Here is a 26828-nt window from a genome sequence, read left to right as displayed (position 1 = left end):
CCCTAAGGGAAGCAGGCGTTAGAAGTATAGGTTTTATTCGAAGCGCTTAGATCGACTGGTCCACGTCGAAGTTTTCCAGGTAATCGGCCACGCGGCGCACGAACATGCCGCCCAGGGAGCCATCCACTACGCGGTGGTCATAGGAGTGCGACAGGTACATAAAGTGGCGAACGCCGATCAAATCACCTTGCGGCGTTTCGATCACGGCCGGTTTTTTCTTGATCGCGCCCACGGCCATAATGGCTACCTGCGGCTGCATGATAATCGGCGTGCCCATCACGTTGCCGAAAGAGCCCACGTTGGAAATAGTGTAGGTGCCACCCGCCAGGTCGTCCGGCGTCAGCTTGTTGTTGCGGCCGCGGTTGGCCAAATCGTTTACCTTCTTGGTTAGCCCGTTCAGGTTGAGTTGGTCAGCGTTCTTGATGTTGGGCACGATCAGGTTGCCGCTTGGCAGCGCCACGGCCATGCCAATGTTGATGTCTTTGTGGCGGATAATGGTGCCGCCGTCCACTGACACGTTGATCATCGGGAAGTCCTGAATGGCTTTGGCGATGGCCTGGATAAAGATCGGCGTGAAGGTCAGGTTCTCACCTTCGCGCTTTTTATACTCGTTTTTCCACTTGTTTCTCCAGTTTACCACATTGGTCACGTCGGCTTCTACAAACGAGGTAACGTGCGGGGAGATGCGTTTGCTGTCTACCATGCGGTCGGCAATCATCTTGCGCATGCGGTCCATCTCGATCAGCTCCACGTTACCGCCATAAGAGGCGGCTGGCTTTACCTGGGCCGGGGCGGCCTGTGGCTGCGCGGCCGGAGCCTGGGCAGGCGCCTGCGCTTGCGGTTGTGCCTGAGCCTGAGCCTGAGCCTGTGGAGCTGCAGCGCCACGGGTAGCCAGGTAGTGCATGATGTCTTTCTTGGAAACGCGGCCTTCGCTGCCGGTGCCGGGCACATACTCCAGTTCCTCCATCGAAATGCCTTCTTCGCGGGCAATGTTGAGTACCAGCGGCGAGTAGAAACGGCCTGTAGCGGGTTTATCGAGCTTGGCAGCAGAAGTGGCAGGGGCAGCGGCTTCCTGTGACGCAGCGGCTTGCGGTGCGGCGGCAGGGGCCTCGGTGGCGGCTGGCGCTGCAGGGGCGGCAGTGTCTTCTCCGTCAGTGGCGATGATCGCGATCGGGGCACCCACGGCCACCACATCTCCCTCCTGAACCAGAATTTCCTTCAGCACGCCGCCTTGCAGGGCAGGTACCTCCGTATCCACTTTATCTGTAGCTACTTCCAGCACCGACTCGTCCTGCTCAATCGTGTCTCCCACGTTTTTGAGCCATTTCAGAACGGTACCTTCCATGATACTCTCGCCCATCTTGGGCATCACCATTTCTACAAGTGCCATATTGTCGTTATTCGTTTTTCGTTGATCGTTTTCGATTCCGGTATTTACTTTTAAGGTCTTTGTAAAGGGAAGTGAGTGCTAACCCTTTTAAAGCCTTTTGTATAAAAAGTTAGGACAAAGTTAATTATTTTAGGCTATTCCTCAACGCCTGCCCCTAAACTTTGGCGCAGCAGGTTCAGCACGGCCACGGCCGTATACTCTATATTGAGCAGCCTGCTTTTGTTGTAGGAAAGCATTTTCGCTACCGTCTTATCCTTATCGGCACAGGCAATCCAAATGGTGCCCACGGGCTTTTCGGGCGTGCCGCCGTCCGGGCCGGCAATGCCGCTGGTGGCCAGGCCAATGTCAGTGCCCAGCTTGCGGCGCACGTTCTCGGCCATGGCGCGCACAACAGCCTCGCTTACGGCGCCATGCTGCTGCAGGGTTTCAGGTTTTATGTGTAGCTCCTGTGTTTTTACCGCGTTATGATAGGCGATAAGCCCGCCCTGAAACCAGGCCGAGCTGCCCGGCACGCTGGTGATCTTATGCGCCAGAAAGCCTCCTGTGCAGCTTTCGGCGGTAGCCATGGTCAGCCCACGCTCCTGCAGCATCCGGCCGATCGCTTCCTCCAGCGGCACCTCGCCGTAGGCAAAAATATACTTGCCGATGAGGCCCGGCAGCTTCTCCACCTGCCCCTGCAGCTCCTCTTCCAAAGCGGCCTCATCGTCGCCCTGGCCCGTGAGGCGCAGGCGCACGCCGCCCAGGTTGGGCAGGTAAGCCAGTTTCAGGTGCTCGGGCAGGCTGGTTTCCCAGGCCTCCAGGCGCTCGGCCAGGATAGACTCGGCCAGGCCTACCGTCTGAATGACTTTGTGGAGGATATGCGGGGTGCGGAAGTGGGCTTTGAGTTGCGGCAGCACCGTATCGGTCATCATGCGCTTCATTTCAAAGGGCACGCCCGGCATCGATACGAACACCTTGCCTTCCTGCTCAAACCACATGCCCGGCGCCGTGCCCAGCACGTTGCGCACCGCGGTGCAGCTTACAGGCAAAAAGGCCTGCTGGCGGTTCAGTTCGGTGAGCTCGATGCCACGGTTTTGAAAGAGCGCCGCGATGTCAGCCAGCGAAGGCTCGTGCAGTTTGAGCGAAGTATGAAAGTAATCGGCCAGCACATGTTTGGTCAGATCGTCCTTGGTGGGGCCCAGGCCACCGGTGATCAGGATGATGTCGGCGCGCGAGCGGGCATCGTTCAGGGCCTGCACAATATGGGTGGCGTTGTCGGAGATGGAGGTAATTTGCTTTACCTTTACCCCGATGCCGGTAAGTTCGGTGCCCATCCAGGCGGAGTTGGTGTCTACGATCTGGCCATACAGGATCTCATCGCCAATGGTGATGATCTCGGCTATCACTGCTTTCATGTATTTATGGTCTGATTTATGTTCTGGTGGTTTAACCGGGTAAAGGTAAAGAGGTTGCCGTAAATTGCGCATGCCGCCGGGCGCTTTCTTTCTAGTTGGCGGGCAAAAGGGCGCATGCCGCTGGAGGTGAGGCAGCTGAATACCTCTTGTAAAGTATAGTTAATTCATCAGAAACAATACCTAAGACTCTATGAAGCGATTCATGTATACATCTATGTTGGCTGTGGCGCTGGGTGCCACGGCCTGTACCGTAACGGATTTGCAGCGTACCGTGGACGGCGTGCTGGCCGGCACAGCCAATGCCCCGCTCACCCAAACCGAGGTGGCGGCGGGCCTGAAGCAGGCGCTGGAGGTGGGCATCTCCAATGGCGCGGGCCAGGCCTCGCAAACCGACGGCTACTACGGCAACTCCCTTATCCGCATTCCTTTTCCCGAGGATGTGCAGCGCGTGGAGAACACCCTGCGCCAGGTAGGCCTGGGCAAGGAGGTGGACAAGTTTGTGCTGACGCTGAACCGCGGGGCTGAGGACGCGGCCAAGAGTGCCGTGCCGATCTTTGTGAATGCCATCAAGCAGATGACGATACAGGATGCCTGGGGCATTCTGCGCGGCGACAAGGACGCTGCCACGAGTTACCTAAGGCGCACCACCTCACAGCAGCTCTACCAGGCCTTTAACCCGATCATGGTCAAGTCGCTGGAGAAGACGAACGCCACCCGCTATTATGCGGACCTGGTGAACCAGTACAACAAGATCCCGCTGGTGCAAAAAGTAAACCCGGACCTGGATGACTACGCCACGCAAAAAGCCATTGACGGGCTGTTTACGCTGGTGGCCCAGGAGGAGCTGAAGATCCGCGAGAACCCGATTGCCCGCACCACCGAGCTGCTGCGGCGCGTATTTTCCCAGCAGAACCAGTCGTAGGCCAGGCGACCGCTTCACCATCCTTTGCACCCGCTTTACTTTTTAGTAGGGCGGGTGCTTTGTTTTCTGGAACATAAACGGCTCAAGGCAAGTACAATACAGCAAAATTTAATTGCCTGTTTTATACTTTGTCTTCAGCTATGGGAAACAAGCCTTTTCACTATACCGCTCTAACAAAAGAGAAAGACCTGGACGTGCTGCTGCAGGAGATAGGGGATGCGCGCGTGGTGATGCTGGGAGAGGCCTCTCATGGCACTTCCGAATATTATACCTGGCGCACGGCTATCTCGCGGCGCCTGATTCAGGAAAAGGGGTTCAACTTTATCTCCGTGGAGGGCGATTGGCCGGAGTGCTACGCGGTGAACCGGCTGGTGAAAGGCTACCCAAGCGCCGGGAGCAAGATTGCCGATGTGCTGGAGGTATACCGCCGCTGGCCTTCCTGGATGTGGGCCAACTGGGAGGTGGCGGCCCTGGTAGAGTGGCTACGGGAGTATAACAAGCTGCGCAGGCAGGAGGAGAAGGCAGGCTTTTACGGGCTGGACGTGTACAGTTTGTGGGAGTCGCTGGAGCAGATCCTGCTGTTTTTGGAGCGCAACGACGGACAGGCGGCGGAGGCGGCGCGGCTGGCCCTCAACTGCTTTGAGCCGTTTAACCGCGACCCGCAGACCTACGCCCAGGCCACGGCCTTTGTGCCCACCAACTGCGAGCATGAGGTGGTGGAGATGCTGCAGAAGGTGCAGCAGCACCGCAAGTTCAACAACGACCCTGAGCAGGACTTTAACACACGCCAAAATGCGCTGGTGGCCGCCAATGCCGAGAAGTATTACCGCGCCATGATCAGCGGCAGCGCCAACTCCTGGAACGTGCGCGACAGCCACATGATGGAAACGCTGGACCGGCTGCTGGAGCTGCACGGCCCGGACTCCAAGGCTATAGTGTGGGAGCATAACACGCACATCGGCGATGCGCGCTACACGGACATGGCCGACAACGGCATGCACAACATCGGCCAGCTGGCGCGGGAAAGGTATGGCCGGGCCAATGTGCGGCTCATCGGCTTTGGCTCCTACCAGGGCACGGTGATCGCCGGAAAGGCCTGGGGGGCGCCCATGCAGAAAATGGAGGTGCCGCCGGCCACGGGCGGCAGTTGGGAGGACTTGCTGCACAAGATCAATACAGACGATAAGATCATCCTCTCCAAAGACCTTAAAAACGTGCCGGAAGTGCAGGACTTTATCGGCCACCGCGCCATTGGGGTGGTGTATGACCCCAAATATGAGATGCTGGGAAACTACGTGCCTACCTTGATACCGGAGCGGTATGATGCCTTTTTATACTTTGATGAGACCGAGGCGGTGCACCCGATCCGCATGAAGAGCCGCGGCGCCAAAGAGCCTGACCTGTATCCGTGGAACTACTGAGCCCTGCCGCTAGGGCAGTGAATTTTTGGCCTTTGCACGGGCCATGCTTGTTATTTGTCTCCTTCTTCGTATCTTGATTGATTCCTGGTAACAGGAGAATTTACGCGATAAGACAAACAGACAGGTAACAGGTGAAAAAGCTTCTATCGCTCTTACTGCTGGCCGGCACCCTTTGCTGGCCGGCACCGCTTCAGGCACAGGTAAAAGACGAAGGCATTCCCTTCATTAAAAATTACGCGCAGAAAACATACGACGCCTCCTCGCAGAACTGGGCCGTGGTACAGGACCAGCGTGGCGTGATGTATTTTGGCAACAACTACGGGGTGCTGGAGTTTGACGGCACCAGCTGGCGACGCATCGGCTTGCCCAACATGTCCAACGCGCGGGCGCTGGCCGTTGGCAAAGCCGGCAGGGTATACGTGGGAGGCCAGAACGACTTTGGCTACCTGCGCCCAGGCGAGCTGGGGCAGATGGAGTATGTCTCCCTGAAAGACCTGGTGCCGAAGCGGCACCAATCTTTTGACGATGTCTGGCGGATATACATAGCCGAAGACGGCGGCGTATACTTTTGTACCGTGCAGGGCATTTTCCATCTAAAGGATGAGAAACTAACTGTGCTGCAGGTGCCCGTGCAGCCAAGCGGCTTCCCGTGCTTTGTGCGCAACACGCTCTACGTGCCGGTTCCGGGACAGGGGGTATATGAACTGCAGGGCAACCAATTTGTGCGCATCCCCAACAGCGAGCTCCTTAAAGACTATACAGTAATCGGGATGCTGCCCCACAACGAGGGCGGCGCGCTGCTGGTCACCGAGCAGGGCAAGCTCTTTACCTACGATGGCTACAGCCACTTTAAGGAGTGGGAGCGGCCTGTCTCGGCCTTTCTGGCCTCGGCCCGCATCAACACGGTTATCGCTTTCTCGGGCGGCTACGCCTTTGGCACAGCCCACAACGGCCTGCTGCTCACCGATGCCAACGGGATGCCGCAGCAGCACCTGAACGCGGCGAAAGGGCTGCAGAACAATTCTGTGCGCAGCATTTACCAGGACGATGCCGGCAGTATCTGGCTCGGGCTCAACAACGGCATCAGCTATGTGGAGTCGAACTCGGCCTTTACGCACTTCAACAGCAAAAGCGGCTTGCCGGGCACAGCTTATACCTCGCTGCTGGATGAGGGCCACCTATACCTGGGCACGAGTGACGGTTTGTTCGTGAAAGAATGGTCTGAAAAGGAGAACCCGCTGCACCCGGTGCCTTTCAGGCTGGTAGCGCAGGCGCAGGGGCAGGTCTACAACCTTCAAAAAATACGCGACAAGCTGTTGCTGTCGCACCATGAGGGACCTTTTGAAGTAGTAGACGGCAAGGCCGTACGCCTGTCCGATCACCGCGGCGCCTGGATGTTCCTGCCCCTGAAAGCACACCCTGGCTACCTGCTGTGCGGCACCTACAACGGTCTGCTGCTCTACAAGTTTGAGGGTACAGAACTACGCTTCATACGCGCCTTGAAAGGCTTTCATGAATCCTCCCGGGTGATGGAGGAAGACGAGGACGGCAACATTTGGATAACCCACGGCTATAAGGGCGCTTTCAAGGTGAAACTGGCCGAGGGGCTGGACAGGGTCTCTTCGGTGCAGTTTTACGGCAAGGAAAAAGGCTTCTATTCAAACCTGCTCATTAACGTGTTCAAGCTTAACGGGGAACTGGTGTTTACCGGTGAGAAGGGGATTTACAAGTATAACAAACGCGCAGACAGGTTCGAGGAGCATCCCCTCTACAGCAAGCTCTTTCCCCCGGGCCAGCAGATCCGCAAACTGGTGGAAGACGGCGACGGCAACATCTGGTTCTCGGCCGGGGAGGAGATGGGGGTGCTGAAAAAACGGGGCAACGGCAGCTATGAGATGGAGAAGAATGCCTTTAACAAGCTGAACGGCAAACTGGTGGGAGGCTTTGAGCACATCGCCCACTACGACCGCTTTAACGTGCTGATCGGCACCGACGAGGGCTTTGTGCATTACCATCCAACGTTTCTGCAGGCCAAGAACCTGGACCATACCTTCCATACCCTGATCCGGCAGGTAACGGCCTCCAATGGGGCACAGGATACCCTCATCTCCGGCGGCAGTTTCACGTACAAGGGGCAGCCTGCGGCTAACCAACCGGCAGGCCTGCAGGCCGTGCTGCCTTTCGCCTTCAATTCCATCAAGTTTGCCTACAGCGGCGTGACTTACGAGGACAATGAGCGCGTGCAGTACCAGTACATGCTGGAGGGCTTCGACAAGAACTGGTCGGCCTGGACAGGGGAGTGGCAAAAAGAGTACACCAACCTGTCGGAGGGCACTTATACGTTCAGGGTGCGGGCAAAGGATGTGTACAACCGCGAAAGCGAGGAGGCGGTGTATACCTTTACGGTGCTGCCGCCCTGGTACCGGACTTATTGGGCCAACGGCTTATACATACTGCTCGGCCTGCTGGCCATCTGGCAGGTTAAAAAGCTGCAGGACCGCCGCCTGCTTCGGCAGCAGCAGCGGCTGCAGGAAGAGCAGGAGAAGGCACTCAGGCTAAAAGAGGCGCGGCACATGGAGGAGGTGCTCAAAGCAGAGAAAGAGATCATCAAGCTCAACAACGAAAAGCTGGAAAGTGAGCTGGTTCATAAAAACAAGGAGCTGGCTTCGTCGGCCATGCACGTGATGCACAGCCTGGAAACCATTGACAAGGTGCGGGGGCAGCTACAGACAGTGATCGAGCAGGTGGAGGACGGGCAGGCGCAGCATCAGTTGCGGAAAGTGCTGCGCTCGGTGGAGGAGGACATCAAGGTGGAGAACAATTGGGACCAGTTTGAGCTGCACTTCAACCAGATACACCAGGACTTCCTCAAGCGCCTGCGCCACGACTATCCTGAGCTGACCCACCGCGACGTGAAGCTCTGCGCCTACCTGCGCATGAACCTGACAAGCAAAGAAATCGCATCGCTGCTCAACCTGTCGCTGCGCGGCGTGGAAACAAGCAGGTACAGGCTGCGCAAAAAGCTGCGCCTGGAGCAGGAAGAGAACCTGACGGAGGTTATCTTAAAGTATTAGCGTCTGGCGGGGCGAGAATGCCATTTTTTATCGGTATCTTACGCAAAGCACGCCAACAGGCTTCCCCACCTTCCCGTGGCAAGGTCTTTCGTATGTATGAACGAATCATCATTTTTAGATTACGATTCGTTGAATGCCATATTATTTTCGTTCTTTGTACAAACTGATCAAAACAGCAGGGATGCTGGAGGTATAAAATGAATAACTGCAAAATACTAGTAGTCGATGACGAGTTCTCGAGCAGATACCTGATACAGGATCTGCTTACCTCGGTGGGTATGGGAGACGGCATCAGGATGGCTGCTAGTGGCAAGGAGGCGCTTGCGATCTTGCAGGATTGTGTCCGGGACAACAGCTTCCCGGAGCTGATCCTACTCGATATCGTGATGCCCCAGTTTACCGGATTTGACTTTCTGAAAGAATATGCCACGCTGAGGCATCCGGGCCTTCTGAACACCCGTATCGTGCTGCTCAGCTATTATGGCAGCCGGAGTTTCAGGGAGCAGGCCGCGCAGTATGCGGTGGACGCCTATTTCCAAAAGCCCCTCACCAAAGAAAAGCTAGAGGAGATCCTGGTGGATTAGCCGGGCTATTCTATTCTTTCGGGATCTCGATAAAGAACGTCGTGCCTACGTTCTCCTGGCTCTCAAACCAGATACGGCCCTGGTGCAGTTCCACGATGGTTTTGATGATAGACATGCCCATGCCTACTGTTTTCTCGCCTCTGATGCCTTCCCGGCGGGCTTTGGTGAACTTATCGAACAGATAGGGCTGCAGCTCTTCCGGAATGCCGATGCCGTTATCGGCGACGGTGACCAACACGGAGGTGGCTTTTTCCTCTAGCGAGAGGGCTATTTTTCCCTGATCCGTGGTGAACTTAATGGCGTTGGAGAAGAGGTTGTTTATAACCTGCATAAACTTCATCACATCCAGGTAAAGAAACACGGGGCTTTCCGGTACCTGGAATATAAACTGTTTATTGACCAGTTCTTCCCGCTTCTGGTAATTGTCCACCATGATCTTTATCTTCTCCACCAGATCTACCCGCTCTTTGTTGAGCACCACCTGGGAGGATTCCAGGAACTCATTGTTGATAAAGTCGCTGATCATGGTAGAGCCTCTCCGGGCATCTTCCTCCACCAGGTCGAGCAGCTTCTGCAGGGACTCATCGCCCCGGGAACTGATGAGCTTCCGGATAATGCCGCTGATGCCTTCAATGTTGCCAAAGGGGGCTGCCAGGTCGTGCGACAGGATCTCCAGGGTAGAGTTTTTCTTAGAGTTAAACTTGAGCAGGTTATGCAGGTACGCCTTCGTGTCGGTAATGTCCTCGGCATAGCCTCCGATAAAGGTATTGCCGGCCTTGTCCTTGAGCAGGGCGGCCGCCACATTCAGCCATTTAACCTCTTGATTGGGCAACACCGTGCGAAACTCCACGTTCTGCAGGCCGGTTTTTTCCTCCAGGAGCTTTTGGTACTGTTCGCGTACGAACTCCCGGTCATCAGGATGAATGGCAGCGAGCAGGGAAGCAGGTGCCTGCTGGATGCGGGCCAGCGAAAGGCCCGTTAAAGAGCCCATGGCTTCCTGCAGGTGCGTAAAGCGATTGTTTATGGGGTCAAATGCAAAGTAGGCCAGGTTAAAATTATCGACTATTTGCTTGACTAAGGCAGCGTTGCTGATTGTTTTTGTGTTTTTAGAAGGCATAGTATGTTTATAAGGGGTGATAGGATATACGCGGTTTTGCCTGCGATGTTTTGAACTGGAGCGGCCTGGCAGTGTCGCCTTGGGGACATGGCGCCGCCAGTTTTAAGGATCTTCTTCTTCTACGGTCTCAGTAAAGCCACCTACGCAGTTTTGGAAGGGCAGAGGCAGGCCTAATTTTTTTAAAAAAAACACGTCTTTGCGATGTAACCAGTGCGGAGCGGCCTCCTGCCGGGCGCGCCTTCTTTCCCCGTGCAGAGGCTGGGTTTCGGGAGGAGAAGGCTGGGAAGGAAAGCAAGCCCCTGCGGGCCAGTACGCGTCTTCCACGGTCAAGTGCCTTGTGTGCTAAAAAGTGGCCGGCAGCTACACGCCTATGTTGGTCCCACACGCTTTCTGAAAAAGCCTTTGCAGCCGGCAGTGGGGCCTTGGGTATAAAATGAGCAAAAAGAAGGGCTACAGGAGCCCTTCGTCTGCAAGTGAGTAGTAGCCCTCGCTGGTGAGGATGATATGGTCCAGGACGGCGATGTCGAGCAGCTCCCCGCCCTGCTTGAGCTTTTTGGTGAGCTGCAGGTCCGCCTGGCTGGGGGTGAGGTTGCCTGAGGGGTGGTTGTGGGAGAGGATGACGCCCGAGGCGCAGGCCTTCAGGGCCGCCACGAAGACGAGTTTGGGATCGGCCACAGTGCCCGCCACCCCGCCGGTGGAGAGCTCGTAGATGCCCAGCACCCGGTTGGCGCGGTTGAGCAGCAGCACCTTGAACTGCTCGATAAACTCGAGTTTGCTCTTGTCCCAGCCCTCTTTCAGGACGCGGTAGGAATCAGTGGAGCAGGTGACCTGTGGGCGCTCACTGGGCTTGACGCGGTTGCGGTAGGAGAGCTTGACTTCGGCTACTCTGTGGAAGGCGGATGTTTGTCTGGTCTTTTCCATAATCTTGATCTTTTAGAGTTAGAGGAATTGATTATGGTGCCCCCCCCGCCTTCGGCGCCGGACTAAAGGCAAGGTGGAGGCCGGGAAAATGCGGAGGGTCCGCCGCAAGGCGGATACCCCTTTTGCCGGCACGACCTTGTCCCTGTGTCCGGCCCGCAAGGCTACCTTTGCCCCAGAATGAATGACGGTTGGTTTTTTGCCTGAAAGCGGCTTCCAGGAGGATGAGCAGCATCGTGGGAATCCTAGCGATAAGCGGCTTTTTGGAAATTATTCAGGGGACTGCACAGGAGGGCGCTTCCAACAATCAACTGAAGACGGCCTTTGCGAAGCGGAACCGGCGTTTGTTCCACCAAGAGAGCAGCGGCGTGATCTGTGTCCTTTGCCTACGGTCCCGTCGCCTGGGATGGCCGGCCTGCGCCCGGGTAGATGCCGGTTGCTGCCGGGGACTTGCTGCTCGCTTAAAACTCAGGTACCTGCCAGGACGTTAAACCTACACTGGTTGGTAGTAGATTCGGTTTATTAGCGTGGAGACAGAAGCATGTCACCGCTGGGGGAGGGGGCCTATATTTTCAGCAATTTCAAATATAACGGAGTCACACCATGTAAACAAGCTTTCAGAGGCCGGGCTGCTAATAGCGTTGGGAATCATTTACGGGGACATTGGTACCTCGTCCTGGTATGTAATGAAGGCTATTGTCGGCTCCTCGACGATCAGTCAAACGCTGGTCTAAACAGCTTCTAGTCACGAGTCAACATAATCAAGTCTTTAACTCTGAAGGTTCAAAAGATGCGCTACAGTTACAGGTGTTGATATAATCTTGCAATATTACTACTATTGAAGCTGTGGACTTGTGGGTAACTCGAGAGAGTTATCCATAAATCCACAGCTGTTTTTTTGCCTGTATCGCTATGAAAAAGCAGGAGCTAAAGCAGAAAGCCAGAGCAGATTGGATCAGGGTTTACGAGCAGTTGGGATTCATCAGCAAGGCTGCCCGCCGCTGCGGCATCACCCGCTCCACCCTGCAGCGGTGGCTCAAGTGGAACGGCAATATTTTACTGGAGACTTCGGGGGTGGATACGCTGCCCCTTTTGCCACCGCACGCATAGAATAAGTGCTGATATACATTTTATGTCGGATAATATGCCCCAATGTCGGATAAAAGTTGGATAAAGCTTTTCTTTCAACAGGCAGGTGCACTTTTGTTGCATTGTCAAGTTTTTCGGTTATAAAACTTGACAATGCCCTGCTACACACTTTAGCGGTACAGCATGTGCGAAGTATTTTTATTTTAATTAACGTAAACTATAATTTACAAAAAACGGTATATTTGTAAAATATAGTTTACATTATGGCTAAATCAAGACCTTTATACCCCTCCTGGCAACGGCTATTGGCTGAGCTGGGGGAAAACGTTAAGCTAGCCCGGCTGCGGCGCAGGCTCAGTTCCGAACAAGTGGCCGAACGTGCGGCTATTTCTCGGCCCACACTGAGCCAGATCGAGAAAGGGGAGCCCACCGTGGCTATGGGGAATTATTTCAAGGTGTTGGCGGTGCTGGGTCTGGAAAAAGACCTGGCGCAAGTGGGTCGGGACGATAAGCTCGGCCGCAAGTTGCAGGATGCAGAACTGCCGGTACGAGAAAGGGCTCCTAAGCATCCAAGTGATACTTAAGAGAAGATGGCAAAGCACAAGGTAACCAAAGCTATATACGTATACGCCGACTGGGTCGAGCTAGGAGGACCTCGGCTGATGGGCACGCTGCAGGCCAGCGTGGTCAGGGGCAAGGAGGTGTTCTCCTTTGAGTACGAGAAGACCTGGCTTAGCAGCGCGTACGCCCAGGTGCTAGACCCTGATCTGCAGCTGTACACGGGGCCGCAATACCTGGCAGGGGAGGAGAAAAGCAACTTCGGCGTGTTCTTGGATTCCTCCCCTGACCGATGGGGCAGGGTACTGATGCGAAGGCGCGAGGCGGCGCTTGCCCGCAGGGAAGGGCGGGCGGAACAGCGCCTACTGGAGAGCGACTACCTGCTGGGGGTGTATGACGGCCACCGCATGGGGGCGCTGCGCTTTAAACAAACACCAGATGGCCCTTTCCTGAATGATAACCGTGAAATGGCCACGCCGCCTTGGACGGCTTTGCGGGAGCTGGCCTACGCAAGCCAGAAGCTGGAAGAAGATGACATTAGCCAGGACGAGGAGTATCTCAAATGGCTCAGCCTGCTGGTGGCTCCCGGATCCTCTCTGGGGGGAGCCCGGCCGAAGGCGGGAGTGGCTGACGAGAAAGGAGGGCTGTGGATTGCTAAGTTTCCTAGCCGTAATGATAACCGGGACGTCGGTGCTTGGGAGATGGTGGTGCAGGAGCTGGCTCTGATGGCGGGTATTAGCATGGCAGAGGCCAGGGTAGAGCGCTATGCCTCCAGGCAGCACACCTTCCTGACCAAGCGCTTTGACCGCACTGAAACAGGGGAGCGTATTCACTTCGCGTCTGCCATGACACTATTGGGTTATCACGACGGCCTCGACTACCAGGATGGGGTAAGCTATCTGGAGTTGGCTGAGTTCATCACCAGGCAGGGTGCCGCTCCGGAAAAAGACCTGGAAGAACTCTGGCGGCGAATTTTATTTAACATCTACGTGAGTAACACAGATGACCATCTGCGCAACCACGGCTTCATCCTTACCCCCTTGGGCTGGCGGCTATCTCCTGCCTATGATTTAAACCCGGTGGAGACTGGGGCCGGCCTCAAGCTCAATATCACAGAGGAAGACAACGCACTGGATCCGGAGCTGGCACTCGCCACAGCAGACTATTACCGCCTTTCCCCAAAGCAGGCGGCAGCGATACACCAGCAGATCAGAGAAGCCGTGGGTAATTGGCGTAGCGTAGCCAGCAAGTATGGTATCTCAAAGGCGGACCAGGAGTTAATGGCGCCTGCCTTTCGACTTAAACCATAAGGCAATCTACTTACAACAGCTTGACATTCCCACCGCTTAAGCAGGTGGGAATTCTGGGCTACCCGACTCCTGTCCTTGTATGTCTCCCAGGCTGAAACGGTCTGCCCGACCGCCTTTTTTCTTATATTGATCGCCGCGTTTACATCCCTGTCGAGGGTATGCCCGTCGACTCCAGTCCACTCCCTCTCCACGACAATCGCTTAGTTCCTGCTGCAAAGATATCAGCCCGCCAGCGCGCAGGGGTAGAACATAAGGTAAGATCTTACTTATCAAAGTAGAAGTATGCTGCCCCGCATCGCATGGTGCCAAAGAAAGTCCTCGCCCTTGGCGAAAGCCCCAAGTCCGAGGGCTTTCTTTGGCATTTTCTCGTAATTATATTGTTTATCCTGGTATTTATGATGGGTCTACCAAAGTACAAAATCATCTTATCGAGTGTCTCTTTCTGCACAGACATGACCTCTATAAAGATTTCATACCAGCAGTTCGAGACGCAGTAGGCTTGCTCCTGCTCAAAAGCGTCGCCTATGAAGCTAGCCACATTTCCGCTTTAAGGCAAAGGAGCTGACTAATCAAAGCCTGAAGGCGTTCACCGGGAAGTACATATCCCCGGTGAACGCGGTGATGCAGGGAAAATACAGCTGATTTTTATAACAGCAGCGCTACTCCTGCTTGAGCTCGTACACGCGCACGTAGTCTACCTCCATGGCTTGTGGGAAAACACTGGCATCCACGCCCTCTGCCCCGCCCCAATCACCGCCTACCGCCAGGTTTAGCAGCAGGTGGAAGCGTTTGTCAAAGGGCCAGGCTTCGTAGCCAGTGCCCTCGTTGGGGTAATCAAATATCTGCTTATCGTCTATGTAGCCTTTAATGGCATCCGGGGTCCAGTCCACCCGGTAGAGGTGGAAGGCGGTACTGGCGGTAGGCACGATTTCCTGCTTTCCTTTCTGCGTGCCCTTGCCGTGGTTATAGGCTTCGGTGTGCACGGTGATGTGCACCTTGTTCTGGTCATAGCCTACGTGCTCCATGATGTCGATCTCGCCGGATTTGGGCCAGCCGCCGTACTTCCAGTCGGTGGGCAGCATCCAGATGGCCGGCCAGGTGCCGCGGCCCGTGGGCAGCTTGGCCTTTACCTCGAAACGGCCATAGAGAAAATCGCCCTTGTTTTTGGAAACCAGCCGGGCAGAAGTATAATCCATACCGTTTTTCTTTTGCTTGCGGGCGGTGATGGTCAGGATGCCGCCCGCTACACGGGCGTTAGCGGCTTTGTCGGTATAATACTGCAGCTCGTTGTTGCCCCAGCCACCGCCGCCTAGGTCATAGCCCCATTTGGCCGCATCCGGCTTGCCGGTATAGTCAAACTCATCGGCCCAGATGGGGGTGGTGGCAAACTCCCATTTTTTTTCAGCTTGTGTGGGCTTGGTACCAACCTGATCTGTGTGCTGTGGCGTACTCATTACGGAAGCGCCGAGCATCAGGAGGGATATAAACGTATGTATCATATGGTCGAAGGATAAAAGGTTATACTTACGTATACTTGCTATACATTAAACTATGTGTAAACACTGCGTTCTTTAAGAGAAAGATAATACCCCCTTTTGCTATAGCTTCACAAGAAGGGGGCTTGGATTGAGCTTTTCGATGTCGTGCTCAATCATCCAGGCAGCCTGGTTATTCTATCATTTTGTACACGCGCACGTAGTCTACCTCCATGGCCTGCGGGAAAATGTCCGGGTCCACGCCCTCGGCACCGCCCCAGTTTCCTCCGATGGCCAGGTTTAGCAGCAGGTGGAAGCGCTTATCAAAGGGCCAGGTGGCTGCGCCTTTCCCATCGTTGATAAACTCAAAGACTTTCTGGTTATCGATATAGCCCCGGATAGCGTAGGGTGTCCAGTCCACGCGGTAGAGGTGGAAGTCGGTGCTGGCTGTTTCTATGACTTTGCTGTTGCCCTTCTGGGTGCCCTTGCTGTGGTTGTAGGCTTCGGTGTGCACGGTGATGTGCACCTTGTTCTGGTCATAGCCCACGTGTTCCATGATGTCGATCTCGCCGGACTTGGGCCAGTCGCCATACTTCCAGTCGGTGGGCAGCATCCAGATCGCGGGCCAGGTGCCGCGGCCCGTGGGCAGCTTTGCCTTTATCTCGAAGCGGCCGTAGAGAAAGTCGCCTCTGCCTTTTGTGACCAGCCGCGCCGAGGTGTAGCTTCTGTTTTCCATTTCCTCTTTGCGTGCCGTAATGGTCAGGGTGCCATCGGCGACGCTGGCGTTAGAAGCCTTGTCGGTATAGTACTGCAGCTCGTTGTTGCCCCAGCCACCGCCGCCCAGGTCATAGCCCCACTTGGCCGCATCCGGCTTGCCGGTATAGTCAAACTCATCGGCCCAGACGGGGGTAGTTTCGAAGGACCAGTTTTTATCCTGCGGTGCCTGCGGCCTTGGCGCAGGAGGGAGCGGATTTGGGTCATCGGACTTGGAGCCGCAGGAAGAGTGAAGCAGCGGCAGGAAAAGGAATGCTAAAAAGTATGTAATGCGGGGTGTGAAGGGAGCTTGGGTACGTGCCATGGTCGTATGCTGTTTGCCCGTAACGGGCAGGTAAAATTTTGGTAAAAGGCCCGGAACGTTGGGGCGTCCCGGGCCTTGGAAGGGTTTACTCGGTTACTGCCTGTATATCGTCGATAAAGAAGATGCCCGGGATAAAGTTGCCTTCGCCGCCGATCTGGATCACGATGCGGTTCAGGTCCTTACGTTCGGCAAAAGCGCTGAAGTCAAAGCTTAGTTCTACCCACTTGTCATACTGGGCTGGCGCTACCTGCTGCTTTATCTCCACCTGGTTGGCCCAGGGCTCGGCGGCAGTGCCATCCTGCAGCTTCACAGACACCTGCGGAAGCAGGTTCTTAATGGCCCAGTCCTCGCCTTGGGCCGTCGTGAAGTCGTTGTAGCCCGGAATGAGCACCTTCAGTTTGATGATGCCGTTTTGAGTCAGGTCGAAGTTATAGTCAAAGTCGGCGAACATGTTGGCAAACTCATAGGCCTGGCCGGCCTGCTTTACATACATGGCCACCTTAGGCGAGTCGTTGATCGGCACAGGAGCGGGGTTGTCATAGCTCTCGTTCAGCGTCAGGTTCTCTTTTTTCCAGGTCACGTTGCCCTCCGCCTCGAACGTATCCTCCAGCTCGATGGCCTGCACCTGCCGCGGCTCTACCGGTGGCGCGTAGCCTTCCGGTACCAGCACGTAGTTGCGCACGCCACTGCCGCCGCAGCATACTTTGCGGATGTGCAGCCTGTTTTCCGTCAGTTCCATCACCTCGTAAGTGCCTTCGCCGTCAGCCCAGGCAATGGTCTCGCCGTTGCTCACCGAGAGCATCGTTTTGCCGTTCTCTTCATACAGGCTCCAGGTACTGGCTACCGGCGTATGCGTGGCGCACACGTTCTCTGCCCCGTCTTCTACGCCCCACATGGCTCCGCCGCTCTGGTTTTCAAAGGCAAAGCCTTCCAGCTTGAAAACATACTTGTCATCTTTCATGCAGTCGTTCTGGGCGTCCAGCGTCTGGCTCCACCAGGAAGACGGCGCCTCAGGCGGTCCTCCGAAGTTCATCGGGCCTACCGGCGAAAACACCCAGGTCTTCCCCTCCAGTGCATCCGCTCCGCCTGTGAGGAAGTTAAAGTCCTCGCGGTCAAGCATGGAGTAGTCGGTCTGGTCAATTTGGATGGTCTTGGAGCTGATGGCATAGCCGCCGCTGGTAAACACCGTCAGCTTCACGGTATAGTCTCCCTCCATGGCATAGGAGCCCTCCACTTGCTGGCCTTCCTGCACCGAACCGTTGCCCAAATCCCAGACAGCGCGGAAGGCGCCCGGGGTTTGGTTGGTAAAGGTCATGATGTTGGCATTGTCCGCGTTTGGTGTGGCCGTGAACTGCACCATCTCCGCGCTTGGGGCAGGCCCCAGCCCGGAGGCCGACTCATCGGGGGTACAGGCGGTCATCACACCGGCCAGCAGCCCCATGGCCAGGAACGTATGGAGGCTTGTTCTGAATCTATTATATTTCATGATTTCTTCCTTTTAAATGTTGATCCCCTGCTTAGCGATACGCAGGGTTTTGCACAAGTTTGGTGTTGGATAGTTCTTCCAGCGGGATAGGCAGCACTTCGTGCTTGCCGGCTTCAAAGCCCATCGGAGCCAGTACGCTAGCGGCCCGGCCGGTTCGCACGAGGTCGTTAAAGCGGTGCCCTTCGGTGGCAAGCTCCAGGCGACGCTCGGTGTAGATGTTCTCCAGCGTGGCTGCCACAGGGGCCAGACCAACACGGGCACGGACCGCGTTTAAAAGCGCTGCGGCTCTGCTTAGATCGCCACCACCCTGTACAAGTGCTTCTGCTTCCATCAGGTAGGTGTCCGCCAAACGAATCTCGATGTAATCCACAGAGAAGTTCAGGACCGGCTCACCGCCTTCTGTGGAAAGCCAGGAGGCCCGTGGCGCATACTTTTTCACGAAATAGCCCGTGTCGTTGTAGCTGGGCTCGTAGGTGGCACCTTCGATGGCGTTGATGTCCAGCACGGTATACGCATAGCGCGGGTCGCCTTCCAGCGCCTCCACCAGGCTATTTGTGAGCGGGTTAAAGCCCCAGCCTGCCAGGTAGGTAGGCCCGGAATAGCCTCTTGGCCCCATCATCTGCACGCCTATGTTGCCTTCAAAGTTAGGCCAGGCGCCCCAGTCCTGCCGGGCCAGATTGGTGTGCACAATCTCAAAGATAGACTCGCTGTGAAACTTATTGGCCGGGTCGAAAATAGCGCCGAAATCCTCCAGCAGCTTATAGCCATATAGGCTCGTTTCGCCGGGTGTGCCGTTCACGTCAGCCAGTTGTTCGGCGGCTTTGTTCCACTCTTTCCGGAACAAGTATACTTTGCCGAGCAGGGCTTTGCCGGCACCCTGTGTGGCACGTCCTCCCTCAGAGGCCGCAGGCACTGTTACCGGCAGGTTTGGAATCGCCTCTGCTAAGTCCTTCTCAATCTGGGCGTATACCTGGTCGGGTGCTACCTGGGTCTGGTTGAAGATCTCTTCTGTGGCCAGGGGAGCAGTGAAGAGCGGCACGTTCTGAAACAGGCGCACCAGCTCAAAATAGTAGTAGGCACGCAGGAACTTGGCCTCTGCCATATAGCGCTGGGCCGTGGCCTCGGCAAGGCCGGGTACGCCCGCCTCAATTTTAGCCAGGATGGTATTGGCACGCGCCACACCCCGGAAGTTACGGTCCCAGTACTCTTCCTGGGGGCCGATGGCCGGCGTGAGGCTAAAGTTGTCCCAGGCCTGCCAGGTGTTCATGTCCGAAGGGCCGCCGCCGCCGGCAAAGGCGTCGTCGGAAGCAGCGTTCATGGCGCCGATGTTGTGGTACGTATCGCCGGCTTCCCATCCAAGGGGATCATAGGCGGCCACCAGGCCGGTGTAAGCTTCTTCCGGGGTTTTGTAGTATTCCGACTCCAGAATAGTGCCTTCCGGGTCCACGTCTAAAAAGTCATCCTCGCAGGCGCTGAAAAGGGGCAGGGCCATGGCGAAAACGGCGGCGTATATAAGTCTTTTTTTCATGATGCTGATTCGTTTAAATTTTTCTGACTACAGGCCCAGGTTCACGCCTACCATAAACGTGCGTGCCTGTGGGTAGAAGGCGCGGTCGATACCGAAGATGTTTCCGCCAATTTCAGGGTCGTAACCGGTGTAGTTGGTAAAGGTCACCAGGTTGTTGCTGCTCACATAGAAGCGGGCTCGCTGCAGGGAGATCCTGTCTGTAAGGGATTTGGGAAGGGTATACCCGATCTGCAGGGTCTTGATCCTGAAATAGTCTCCGTCCTCAAGGTAAAAGTCAGAAGGGTTGGAGAAGTTCTTGTTCGGGTCTTTTGTGGACAGCTTCGGATAGCTGTTGGACGTTCCCTCGCCTGTCCAGCGGTCCAGCGCTTTAGACTGCCAGTTGGCGTTGCTGATCTCCAGGCGGCGCAGGCCCTGGAAGATCTTGTGGCCCGTGGCACCCTGTCCGAACACGAGCAGGTCAAAGTTCTTCCAGTCCAGGTTCAGCGTGGCGCCGAAGGTCCAGTCAGGCAGGGATTTGCCCAGCACCACGCGGTCGTCTGCCGATATCTGGCCATCGTCGTTGGTATCTACCCAGCGGAAGTCGCCCGGCGCGGCATCCGGCTGGATCACCGTCCCATCGGAGCTCACATAAGTCTGCACCTCTTCTTCGTTTTGGAAGATGCCGTTCGTTTTAAAGCCGTAGAAGGCCCCGAAAGGCTGGCCCACGATCATACGGTTGAGCGGGTACTCAAAGGTCTGGATGCTGGCGCTGCCGCTCTCGGTGAAGGACTTGCCGCTCTCGAGCGAGAGTATCTCATTTTTAACGTAGGCCGCGTTGCCGCTCAGCCTGAAGCCCAGGTCACCGAACTGCTTGTTATAGCCAAGCTCGAGTTCCACGCCGCGGTTGCGCATGTCAGCAATGTTGGCGATCGGGTTACCGGTCTGGCCGGCATAGCCTGGCAGTTCCAGGTCTCGGATGATGCCGCTTGTCTTTTTGTTGTACCAGTCAAAGGTGGCATTAAAGTTCTGCAGGAAGGTTGCCTCAAAGCCGATGTTGGTCTGCGCAGTCTCCTCCCAGTGCAGGTCCGGGTTGGCCGGGGCGTTCGGGCTATAGCCGATGGTATACCCATTCCCGAAAGTGTAGTTCCTGCCGGGGCTCACTGTGGAGATATAGCCAAAGTTACGCGAGCCGTCATTGCCTACCTCCCCATAAGAACCACGGATTTTGAGGAAGTTCACCACGTCGTTTGTCGGCCAGAAGTCCTCGTTGGTGGCCACCCAGCCCAGGGAGACAGAAGGGAAGTAGCCATACTGGTAGTTCTCGCCAAAGCGGGAGGAACCATCGCGGCGGATAATGCCGGTGAAAAGGTACTTCTCTTTATAATCGTAGGTGGCGCGGGCAAACAGTGAGCTGATCGTGTGCGCTACAGCATCATACGCGTAGGCTGTGATGTTGGAGCTCGGCACCGGCAGGTTGAAAGAGGCCTCGTCGAAGGTATTGGCCGGAATCGCGTTATAGGCAAGCCCCAGACCGTCTGACTGGCCGTCTTTGTAGGCGCCTTGTCCTAAGAGAACGGAGAAGTTGTGGTCTCCCAGTTGTCTGGAGTAGGACAGGGTGTTCTCCAGGTTATAGTCCACGACCATGTTCCTGTCACGGCTTCGGGCTGTTTGGGTGCTCATGGTGGAGGCGTTCAGGTAGTAGATCGGCCGGAAACTCTCTCCTCCCCAGTAGGCCAGCTTGCCGCCCAACGTGGAACGGAATTTCAGACCTTTCAGGGGCTCGAGCTCGGCATAGGCGTTGCCGATGATGTTATCTGACCAGCCATAGTTGCCCAATTGGGTCTGGATATAGGCCAGCGGGTTGGTCATTTCCTGCATCACCGTGGAGGAGATGCCGTAGGGGTAGCCCTGGGCATTGCGGATAACCGGCTGCTTGTTATATATACTTTCCGGGTCTTCCAGGATGGCCGGGTCGGTGATGAGCACCGGTGTGGTTGGGTCCAGGTTAATGGCCGAGTTAAGCGGGCCGCCGAACTCGGTGTTGGGGTTAAAGCCACCTTTGCTCTTAATGTGCGAGTAGCCCAGGTTCTGGCCCACAGTCAACCAGTCGGTTATTTTATGTGTCGAGTTCAGGCGCACGTTGTGGCGCTCGTAGTTGGAGATGTCCGTAGCCACGATGCCTTCCTGGTTCAGGTAACCATAAGAGGCATAGTAGTTAGACTTCTCGTTGCCCCCGCTTATGCTCAGGTCATGGCTTTGTATGCGGGCATCATCGTTAAATACATATTGCTGCCAATCGGTGCCCTCTCCCAAAGACTGCGGATCAGGGTAAGGCAGGTTCACCTGCTGATTGGGAGCCAGCCCGCCCACATAGGCCTCGTTGCGGAGCGTGGCATATTCCGTGGCGTTGAGAAGGTCCAGCTTGCGGGCGGCGGCCTGCGTGCCGTAGTAGGCGTTGTAGTTTAGGCGCAGGGCACCGGCTTTTCCTTTTTTAGTGGTTACCAGGATCACCCCGGTCGCACCGCGCGTACCGTAGATCGCAGCGGAGGCAGCGTCTTTCAACACTTCGATCGACTCGATGTCAGACTGGTTGAGGAAATCAATCCCACCCTGTACAATCACCCCATCCACCACGTAGAGAGGATCATTACTATTTAAGGTTGTGATACCACGCACGCGCACGGTAGAAGCGGCTCCGGGCGCGCCGGAGTTGGCGCCCACCGCTACCCCGGAGGTTCTGCCTTGCAGGGCTTGCTCCACGCGGGTGATCTGCTGGTTCTCCAGGTCGCTGGCCTTCACGCTGCTGATCGCCCCGGTTACCACGCTCTTTTTCTGCGTGCCATAGCCTACTACGACCACCTCTTCCAGCGCCTTTGCATCCGGCTTGAGGGTCACGTTGAAATTTGATCTGTTGTTGATGGCCACTTCCTGTGGCAGGTAGCCGATATAGGAAAAGACCAGGGTGCCCTCCGTATCCGGTACAGCAAGGGTGAAGCCGCCGGATGCATCGGTGGCCGTTCCTTTAGTGGTGCCCTTCAGTAGAACCGTCACCCCAGGCAGCCCCTCACCGTTCTCATCGGTTACTGTGCCTGTCAGCGTTATCGCCTGGGCCGTCTGGAATGGCAATGGCCGCAGCCCCGACGCGCTGCCAGCGTAGGTGCTGGCATGAACGCAGGCCGTGAGGGTGAGGCAGCCAAGTGCGGTGTAAAAATGTTTTCTCATGTTATGTGTGATTAGGTTTACTGTTTTGACCTGTGATTAATCAATTACCAAGAGTGGCAAATTTTTTTTGGCTTTGTATTTTTGGTGGTTTAACTCATGGATATCCGAATGAGAGGCAATGATGTGGTGCCGTGCAGAAGGTGCTAAGCTGCCATGATATTAGGGGGAAAGGGACATATCTCAAAACAGAGGGGCTACACTTTCGCTACTTTGCCGCTACGTCATGACTACGTCATGATTTTGACATCTTTCATAAAGGCGTTGATAACAAGCGTTTTGCAAAGTTTAGCCAGCTACTTCATGCAGGATATGCATCCTTTGTTAAGGCATTGAGTGGTCACTTAATGACGTGCCGAAAGCCCTTTGTAGAATCTTTCCCTTCTGTGACAAGGCAAGGACTGGCGGCTTCAAGCGGGAGGTGTTGTGCGGAAGCAAGAATGAAAGGAAGAGCAAGTATTGGACTTAAAGGGGACAGTGCCGCCACCGAAGCTGCGGCACTGCCTTAAGAGAGACAGCTGCTCTAACAGCTAGCCGCGCATCACCAGAAAGGTAATGTAGGAGAAGTATACCAACAGGAAAATGATGCCATTGAGCCGGTCGATTGCATTGCGCTTGCCAATCGGCATAGCCAGGATGAGCATGGTGCTGGCCAGGATCATCATCACAATATCGGCGTTGTTCATCTGGTTAAAGGGCAGGGGACTGATCACAGCGCTTAGGCCAAGAATCCAAAGCAGGTTAAAGATGTTTGAGCCCACCACATTGCCTACGGCAATGTCAATGTTGCGGCGGTAGGCGGCCATGGCGGAGGTCACCAGCTCAGGCAGCGAAGTGCCCACGGCCACAACGGTCAGCCCAATAAAGGACTCGCTCAGCCCAAAGGCCTGCGCGATATGCACCGCGCCGTCCACAACCCACTTGCCCCCCAGAAACAAACTGCCTACGCCGAGCAGGATAAATAGAATTGCTTTACCCATCGGCATCAGAGGTTTTCCGTTCTCTTCTGCCGTCATGTCCTCTTTGTTTGTCTTGGCCACATTGTAGATGTAGACCATAAACAAGGCAAAGAAAAGCAGCAGGATGGCGCCGTCTGAGCGGCTGATGTACAAGGAGTCTTTGTTGGTGTTAAGCAGGGTGGCGTTCGCCAGAAAACCTACCAGGAGCGTGGCGATCAGGGAGAAGGGAATCTCGGTAAGGATGGTGCTGCGCTTCAGGGGTAGCGGGCATATCAGGGCCGTAACGCCAAGGATGAGGAGCAAATTGGCTACGTTACTGCCAAACACGTTGCCGATGGCCAGTTCAGGCTGCCCCTGCAAGCTGGCGAGCACGTTCACGATCAGCTCGGGCATGGAGGTGCCAAAGGAAACAATCGTCAACCCCACGACCATATCCGACAGGCCGTAGCGCTTGGCAATAGAAGAAGCACCGCTTACCAGCCAGTCGGCGCCTTTGATGAGTAACAGAAAACCTATGGCAAAAAGAACGTATAGTAGCATGTGCGGTGCGGCTTTTTGGGTGTCAGTACGTGTGTTAAAGCAAAAATGGCTGCCACGGGTTTTCCCTGGGCAGCCACTTTCCGGTTATACGTAGGTGTGGCTAGGCCATGTTGTGGTAGACGGCCTGCACGTCGTCGTCTTCCTCGAAGCGCTCGATCAGGTTCATCACTTCTTCTTCCTGCTCCTCGCTTAGCTCGGTGCGGGTAGTGGGGATGCGCTGCACTTCGGCGCTGATCACCTCCAGGCCTTTTTCCTCCAGGCCTTTCTGCATGTTGCCAAACTCGGTGAAGGGCGTTTCAATGATGATCTCCCCTTCGTGCTCATAGATATCATCTGCTCCGAAGTCGATGAGCTCCAATTCCAGTTCCTCGAGGTCCACGCCCTCAGAGGCTACCTTGAAAATGCCCTTGCGGTCGAACATAAAGTCCAGGGAGCCGGTTTTGCCCAGCGAGCCGCCCCCTTTGGAAAAGTGCATGCGCACGTTGGCGACAGTGCGGTTGAGGTTATCAGTGGCGCACTCCACCACCACGGCGATGCCGTGCGGGGCGTAGCCTTCGTATACGACCTCCTCGTAATCCTTCTCCTCTTTAGAGGAGGCACGCTTGATGGCCGCCTCGATGCGGTCTTTAGGCATGTTCACGCCTTTGGCGTTCTGGATGGCGGTACGGAGGCGGGAGTTGGTGTCAGGGTTGGGGCCGCTTTCTTTCACGGACATGGCTATTTCCTTGCCGATGCGCGTAAAGGCCTTCGACATCTTATCCCAGCGTTTAAACTTGCGAGCTTTTCTAAATTCAAATGCGCGTCCCATAGTATGCGTTATGTGTGCCTGTAAAGGTAGGCAGCTTCCGTGTAATTTGGTAATTTTTTAGCCGGTGCTTGCGTGGTTATTGCCTGCCCGGCGCCAAATGCGGGGGAATCATCCCTTTATAGTCAACAGACTAACGATTCTGCCCAGACATAGAGGTGAAGCAGGTGCTATTTCCAGGTTTGTTGCCAGACAGGCTGCATTGGGTTTAGCGCGCTCAACAACCCCGATCCTGCCCCAAGGTCAGCCACCTAAGCCCAACCTGGAGAATCTTTCGTGCATCACAGCCCTGTAGGCTTCTTTATTTTCCTGGCTTAGAAAGCTGGTGTCTATAAACGAGACCCATTTGGCCTTTGCCTTGACCATCTTGTTAAAAAGGTTCTGCTGCTGCCTTTCGTTCAGCTTCAGCGTGTTGAAAGCCGCAATAAAGTCAGCCTTTTTGATTTTCTTCCTCTTGCCATTGAGCATGAGGGCCAGGTCTTCGTCATCTGCCGGGTTCACGACCACCGTGGCCACCAGGTCATAAGCCGGTGCCAGGACTGGCCCGAAGCCAGGCTGGTGAAGCAGGGAGAAGTTCTTCAGGTGCATGTCCGCATTCCCGGTGAGAAAGGAAAACAGCACCTGCTCAAAGAAATTAATCACGTCCAGGCCCGGGTTGACCGAGTGCCTAAGGATAGCCTTAGCGATCTGTTCGTAAGAGCCATAGTATTTATCTTCCGTAAGCCGTTCCGTCAGCTGACACATATCCTCCATGTGGAGTTTGCCTTTTGGCGTCCGGTCTATGCGTTTGGTAATGTAGGATAGATTTCCTGACTTCAAGCGGATCAGGCTGTGCGGCACCACGGTTATCCCGGCGATAGTTGCCAGATGCATGGTCAGGTCCTCTACCTCCGGACGTTGGGCATAATGCGGGCTTGGAGGCTTGAGAATGTAGCCTCCCCACAGGCCGACGATGGTGAAGCGCTTCGGGTCGGCAGCGGTCGGTCCCGGTGCCAGGTCGAGCGAGAGCTTTGGCTGCACCCCGGTGACTGCGGCATGGTTTCGGACGACCTGCTCAGCCAGCTGCTCCATTTGTGCCTCCGTATACGGCAGGTCAGGAGGGACTGCCTGTCCGAACAGCCTTTTGCTGCAGCGCCCATGGAAGTCTCTTTCATGCTCAGCCAGTGGTTGATAGCAATACAGACACCTTTTCATGCATTTTCCTCCTCATCGAATGGGTACACACTCACAGCCCCGATGCAGTCCCGGCAGCAGGCGAGCAGCAGCCCCATGCGGTCCCGCGGGTTTAGCTTCCAATTCCGCTCGGCAATGTCCGGTAACCTATCAGGCCGTCAAAGAAGGGAAACAGCACCCTGCTGGTGAAGGGCTTTTCCTGCAGCGGCAGCGTAAGGCTGACCGGCTCTGGCGCAGGGGATCGCAAGAAGGCGGGGTCATATACAAAATGGTAACCGTTCTCGTCCTGCGTCAGCCAGCCGGCCGTTCTGTCGTGGAGCTTTATCCGTGCTTTTTGCATCAGGTAGTCATGTTATAGGTTACCGGTACGGGGCCTATCCGGTGCCCGAAGAGCTGCAGCACCTGGTTCACCTTATCCAGGCGAAGGGTCTCTTTCCCCTGCTCCAGTTCCCTGATAAACCGAAGGCCGACTCCAGCCTTCTCCGCTAATTCTGGCTGTGTCAGGTTCGCTTGCTTGCGCCTTTCCTTTACAAATTCGTTTAATAACATGCCTTATACCTTATCGGGTATAAGTATTTGATTTATTATTGCTTTTATACCCGATAAGGTATAGTAAAGTGTAGGTAGCTAAGAAAGTTAAAGCCATTGCACCCAAAGACAAGTCTGCTCTATATCGCAACATGCAGCATTTTCCACAAAGTAAAATGTTAGGATGCAGGCTCGTAATTCATCGCAGTGTGTTTAAAAGCCTTTAAAATTTGTAAGCTGGGCCAAGGCAGTGAGAAGACCACGAAACACTAGCTCGACCG

The 26828-nt window shown here is 55.5% G+C and carries 22 protein-coding genes; 7 read left to right on the top strand and 15 right to left on the bottom strand.

Translation table 11 applies throughout. The features are described from left to right. Nucleotides 1-46: 46 nt before the first annotated feature. Both FJM65_RS12025 and FJM65_RS12020 read right to left on the bottom strand, forming a co-directional pair. Nucleotides 47-1390: a dihydrolipoamide acetyltransferase family protein gene (locus FJM65_RS12025; RefSeq protein WP_140621788.1), complete on the bottom strand. Its 1344-nt coding sequence runs from the start codon at nucleotides 1388-1390 to the stop codon at nucleotides 47-49. 134 nt (nucleotides 1391-1524) lie between these two features. Beyond that, on the bottom strand, nucleotides 1525-2784 hold the full coding sequence (locus FJM65_RS12020) for a competence/damage-inducible protein A (RefSeq protein WP_140621787.1): 1260 nt from the start codon (nucleotides 2782-2784) through the stop codon (nucleotides 1525-1527). A gap of 190 nt (nucleotides 2785-2974) precedes the next feature. Between FJM65_RS12020 and FJM65_RS12015 the strand changes: the two genes are divergently transcribed. The 4 genes from FJM65_RS12015 (at nucleotide 2975) to FJM65_RS12000 (ending at nucleotide 8785) form a co-directional block, all read left to right on the top strand. Beyond that, complete coding sequence (locus FJM65_RS12015; RefSeq protein WP_140621786.1) at nucleotides 2975-3706, top strand: DUF4197 domain-containing protein; 732 nt, start codon at nucleotides 2975-2977, stop codon at nucleotides 3704-3706. Nucleotides 3707-3846: 140 nt separating this feature from the next. Further along, nucleotides 3847-5127, top strand: a complete 1281-nt coding sequence (locus tag FJM65_RS12010) for an erythromycin esterase family protein (protein ID WP_140621785.1) — start codon at nucleotides 3847-3849, stop codon at nucleotides 5125-5127. 131 nt (nucleotides 5128-5258) lie between these two features. Beyond that, on the top strand, nucleotides 5259-8201 hold the full coding sequence (locus FJM65_RS12005) for a ligand-binding sensor domain-containing protein (protein ID WP_140621784.1): 2943 nt from the start codon (nucleotides 5259-5261) through the stop codon (nucleotides 8199-8201). A 197-nt stretch (nucleotides 8202-8398) separates the two neighbouring features. Next, a complete protein-coding gene (locus FJM65_RS12000) occupies nucleotides 8399-8785 on the top strand; it encodes a response regulator (RefSeq protein WP_140621783.1) in 387 nt (128 codons plus the stop codon). Between the two features lie 10 nt (nucleotides 8786-8795). Here FJM65_RS12000 and FJM65_RS11995 read toward each other — a convergent pair whose 3' ends face one another. Beyond that, nucleotides 8796-9902, bottom strand: coding sequence for a PAS domain-containing sensor histidine kinase (locus FJM65_RS11995; RefSeq protein ID WP_140621782.1), 1107 nt, complete (start codon nucleotides 9900-9902; stop codon nucleotides 8796-8798). Nucleotides 9903-10352: 450 nt separating this feature from the next. Further along, nucleotides 10353-10823 carry a JAB domain-containing protein gene (locus FJM65_RS11990; protein WP_140621781.1) on the bottom strand — a complete coding sequence of 157 codons (471 nt, stop codon included), beginning with the start codon at nucleotides 10821-10823 and terminating at the stop codon, nucleotides 10353-10355. Between the two features lie 909 nt (nucleotides 10824-11732). On the opposite strand from FJM65_RS11990, the gene FJM65_RS11980 reads away from it, so the two are divergent. The 3 genes from FJM65_RS11980 (at nucleotide 11733) to FJM65_RS11970 (ending at nucleotide 13777) form a co-directional block, all read left to right on the top strand. Then, entirely contained in the window at nucleotides 11733-11930 is a 198-nt protein-coding gene (locus FJM65_RS11980) for a helix-turn-helix domain-containing protein (RefSeq protein WP_140621779.1), read from the top strand. Nucleotides 11931-12172: 242 nt separating this feature from the next. Beyond that, a complete protein-coding gene (locus FJM65_RS11975) occupies nucleotides 12173-12493 on the top strand; it encodes a helix-turn-helix transcriptional regulator (RefSeq protein WP_140621778.1) in 321 nt (106 codons plus the stop codon). 6 nt (nucleotides 12494-12499) lie between these two features. Further along, complete coding sequence (locus FJM65_RS11970) at nucleotides 12500-13777, top strand: type II toxin-antitoxin system HipA family toxin (protein ID WP_140621777.1); 1278 nt, start codon at nucleotides 12500-12502, stop codon at nucleotides 13775-13777. A 659-nt stretch (nucleotides 13778-14436) separates the two neighbouring features. Here the strand turns inward: FJM65_RS11970 and FJM65_RS11965 are convergent. From FJM65_RS11965 to FJM65_RS11920, 11 genes are all read right to left on the bottom strand, one after another. After that, nucleotides 14437-15276, bottom strand: coding sequence for a glycoside hydrolase family 16 protein (locus FJM65_RS11965; protein WP_140621776.1), 840 nt, complete (start codon nucleotides 15274-15276; stop codon nucleotides 14437-14439). Between the two features lie 169 nt (nucleotides 15277-15445). Continuing rightward, entirely contained in the window at nucleotides 15446-16330 is an 885-nt protein-coding gene (locus FJM65_RS11960; RefSeq protein WP_140621775.1) for a glycoside hydrolase family 16 protein, read from the bottom strand. Between the two features lie 85 nt (nucleotides 16331-16415). Further along, complete coding sequence (locus FJM65_RS11955) at nucleotides 16416-17816, bottom strand: PKD domain-containing protein (protein WP_140621774.1); 1401 nt, start codon at nucleotides 17814-17816, stop codon at nucleotides 16416-16418. Nucleotides 17817-17847: 31 nt separating this feature from the next. Beyond that, nucleotides 17848-19344, bottom strand: coding sequence for a RagB/SusD family nutrient uptake outer membrane protein (locus FJM65_RS11950; protein ID WP_140621773.1), 1497 nt, complete (start codon nucleotides 19342-19344; stop codon nucleotides 17848-17850). Between the two features lie 27 nt (nucleotides 19345-19371). Further along, nucleotides 19372-22545: a SusC/RagA family TonB-linked outer membrane protein gene (locus tag FJM65_RS11945; RefSeq protein WP_140621772.1), complete on the bottom strand. Its 3174-nt coding sequence runs from the start codon at nucleotides 22543-22545 to the stop codon at nucleotides 19372-19374. Between the two features lie 527 nt (nucleotides 22546-23072). Continuing rightward, complete coding sequence (locus FJM65_RS11940; protein WP_140621771.1) at nucleotides 23073-24041, bottom strand: calcium/sodium antiporter; 969 nt, start codon at nucleotides 24039-24041, stop codon at nucleotides 23073-23075. Nucleotides 24042-24141: 100 nt separating this feature from the next. After that, the gene (locus tag FJM65_RS11935) at nucleotides 24142-24849 is read right to left on the bottom strand and encodes a YebC/PmpR family DNA-binding transcriptional regulator (protein WP_140621770.1); all 708 of its coding nucleotides are present in this window, start codon (nucleotides 24847-24849) and stop codon (nucleotides 24142-24144) included. Between the two features lie 240 nt (nucleotides 24850-25089). Beyond that, nucleotides 25090-25917, bottom strand: coding sequence for a HipA domain-containing protein (locus FJM65_RS11930; protein ID WP_317131343.1), 828 nt, complete (start codon nucleotides 25915-25917; stop codon nucleotides 25090-25092). Between the two features lie 119 nt (nucleotides 25918-26036). Further along, nucleotides 26037-26117, bottom strand: a complete 81-nt coding sequence (locus FJM65_RS21690; RefSeq protein WP_317131344.1) for a hypothetical protein — start codon at nucleotides 26115-26117, stop codon at nucleotides 26037-26039. Between the two features lie 14 nt (nucleotides 26118-26131). Further along, nucleotides 26132-26359 carry a HipA N-terminal domain-containing protein gene (locus FJM65_RS11925; protein ID WP_317131342.1) on the bottom strand — a complete coding sequence of 76 codons (228 nt, stop codon included), beginning with the start codon at nucleotides 26357-26359 and terminating at the stop codon, nucleotides 26132-26134. Beyond that, the gene (locus FJM65_RS11920; RefSeq protein WP_140621768.1) at nucleotides 26359-26568 is read right to left on the bottom strand and encodes a helix-turn-helix transcriptional regulator; all 210 of its coding nucleotides are present in this window, start codon (nucleotides 26566-26568) and stop codon (nucleotides 26359-26361) included. The genes FJM65_RS11925 and FJM65_RS11920 overlap by 1 nt, the downstream gene beginning before the upstream one ends. Nucleotides 26569-26828: the final 260 nt, after the last annotated feature.

Source organism: Pontibacter mangrovi (assembly GCF_006385705.1).
Taxonomy (GTDB): domain Bacteria; phylum Bacteroidota; class Bacteroidia; order Cytophagales; family Hymenobacteraceae; genus Pontibacter; species Pontibacter mangrovi.
The sequence above is the reverse complement of the archived record's forward strand: the minus strand, read 5'-3'. Positions and strand labels throughout refer to the sequence as shown.

Bases quoted from the DNA above. Each gene is read 5' to 3' on its own strand.
- FJM65_RS11990 (WP_140621781.1), bottom strand. From the start codon at position 10,823: ATGGAAAAGACCAGACAAACATCCGCCTTCCACAGAGTAGCCGAAGTC.
- FJM65_RS11955 (WP_140621774.1), bottom strand. From the start codon at position 17,816: ATGAAATATAATAGATTCAGAACAAGCCTCCATACGTTCCTGGCCATG.
- FJM65_RS11975 (WP_140621778.1), top strand. From the start codon at position 12,173: ATGGCTAAATCAAGACCTTTATACCCCTCCTGGCAACGGCTATTGGCT.
- FJM65_RS11940 (WP_140621771.1), bottom strand. From the start codon at position 24,041: ATGCTACTATACGTTCTTTTTGCCATAGGTTTTCTGTTACTCATCAAA.
- FJM65_RS12020 (WP_140621787.1), bottom strand. From the start codon at position 2,784: ATGAAAGCAGTGATAGCCGAGATCATCACCATTGGCGATGAGATCCTG.
- FJM65_RS12015 (WP_140621786.1), top strand. From the start codon at position 2,975: ATGAAGCGATTCATGTATACATCTATGTTGGCTGTGGCGCTGGGTGCC.
- FJM65_RS11925 (WP_317131342.1), bottom strand. From the start codon at position 26,359: ATGCAAAAAGCACGGATAAAGCTCCACGACAGAACGGCCGGCTGGCTG.
- FJM65_RS12000 (WP_140621783.1), top strand. From the start codon at position 8,399: ATGAATAACTGCAAAATACTAGTAGTCGATGACGAGTTCTCGAGCAGA.
- FJM65_RS11950 (WP_140621773.1), bottom strand. From the start codon at position 19,344: ATGAAAAAAAGACTTATATACGCCGCCGTTTTCGCCATGGCCCTGCCC.
- FJM65_RS11930 (WP_317131343.1), bottom strand. From the start codon at position 25,917: ATGGAGCAGCTGGCTGAGCAGGTCGTCCGAAACCATGCCGCAGTCACC.
- FJM65_RS11945 (WP_140621772.1), bottom strand. From the start codon at position 22,545: ATGAGAAAACATTTTTACACCGCACTTGGCTGCCTCACCCTCACGGCC.
- FJM65_RS11935 (WP_140621770.1), bottom strand. From the start codon at position 24,849: ATGGGACGCGCATTTGAATTTAGAAAAGCTCGCAAGTTTAAACGCTGG.
- FJM65_RS11965 (WP_140621776.1), bottom strand. From the start codon at position 15,276: ATGATACATACGTTTATATCCCTCCTGATGCTCGGCGCTTCCGTAATG.
- FJM65_RS12025 (WP_140621788.1), bottom strand. From the start codon at position 1,390: ATGGCACTTGTAGAAATGGTGATGCCCAAGATGGGCGAGAGTATCATG.
- FJM65_RS11995 (WP_140621782.1), bottom strand. From the start codon at position 9,902: ATGCCTTCTAAAAACACAAAAACAATCAGCAACGCTGCCTTAGTCAAG.
- FJM65_RS11970 (WP_140621777.1), top strand. From the start codon at position 12,500: ATGGCAAAGCACAAGGTAACCAAAGCTATATACGTATACGCCGACTGG.
- FJM65_RS12010 (WP_140621785.1), top strand. From the start codon at position 3,847: ATGGGAAACAAGCCTTTTCACTATACCGCTCTAACAAAAGAGAAAGAC.
- FJM65_RS11980 (WP_140621779.1), top strand. From the start codon at position 11,733: ATGAAAAAGCAGGAGCTAAAGCAGAAAGCCAGAGCAGATTGGATCAGG.
- FJM65_RS11920 (WP_140621768.1), bottom strand. From the start codon at position 26,568: ATGTTATTAAACGAATTTGTAAAGGAAAGGCGCAAGCAAGCGAACCTG.
- FJM65_RS11960 (WP_140621775.1), bottom strand. From the start codon at position 16,330: ATGGCACGTACCCAAGCTCCCTTCACACCCCGCATTACATACTTTTTA.
- FJM65_RS21690 (WP_317131344.1), bottom strand. From the start codon at position 26,117: ATGGGGCTGCTGCTCGCCTGCTGCCGGGACTGCATCGGGGCTGTGAGT.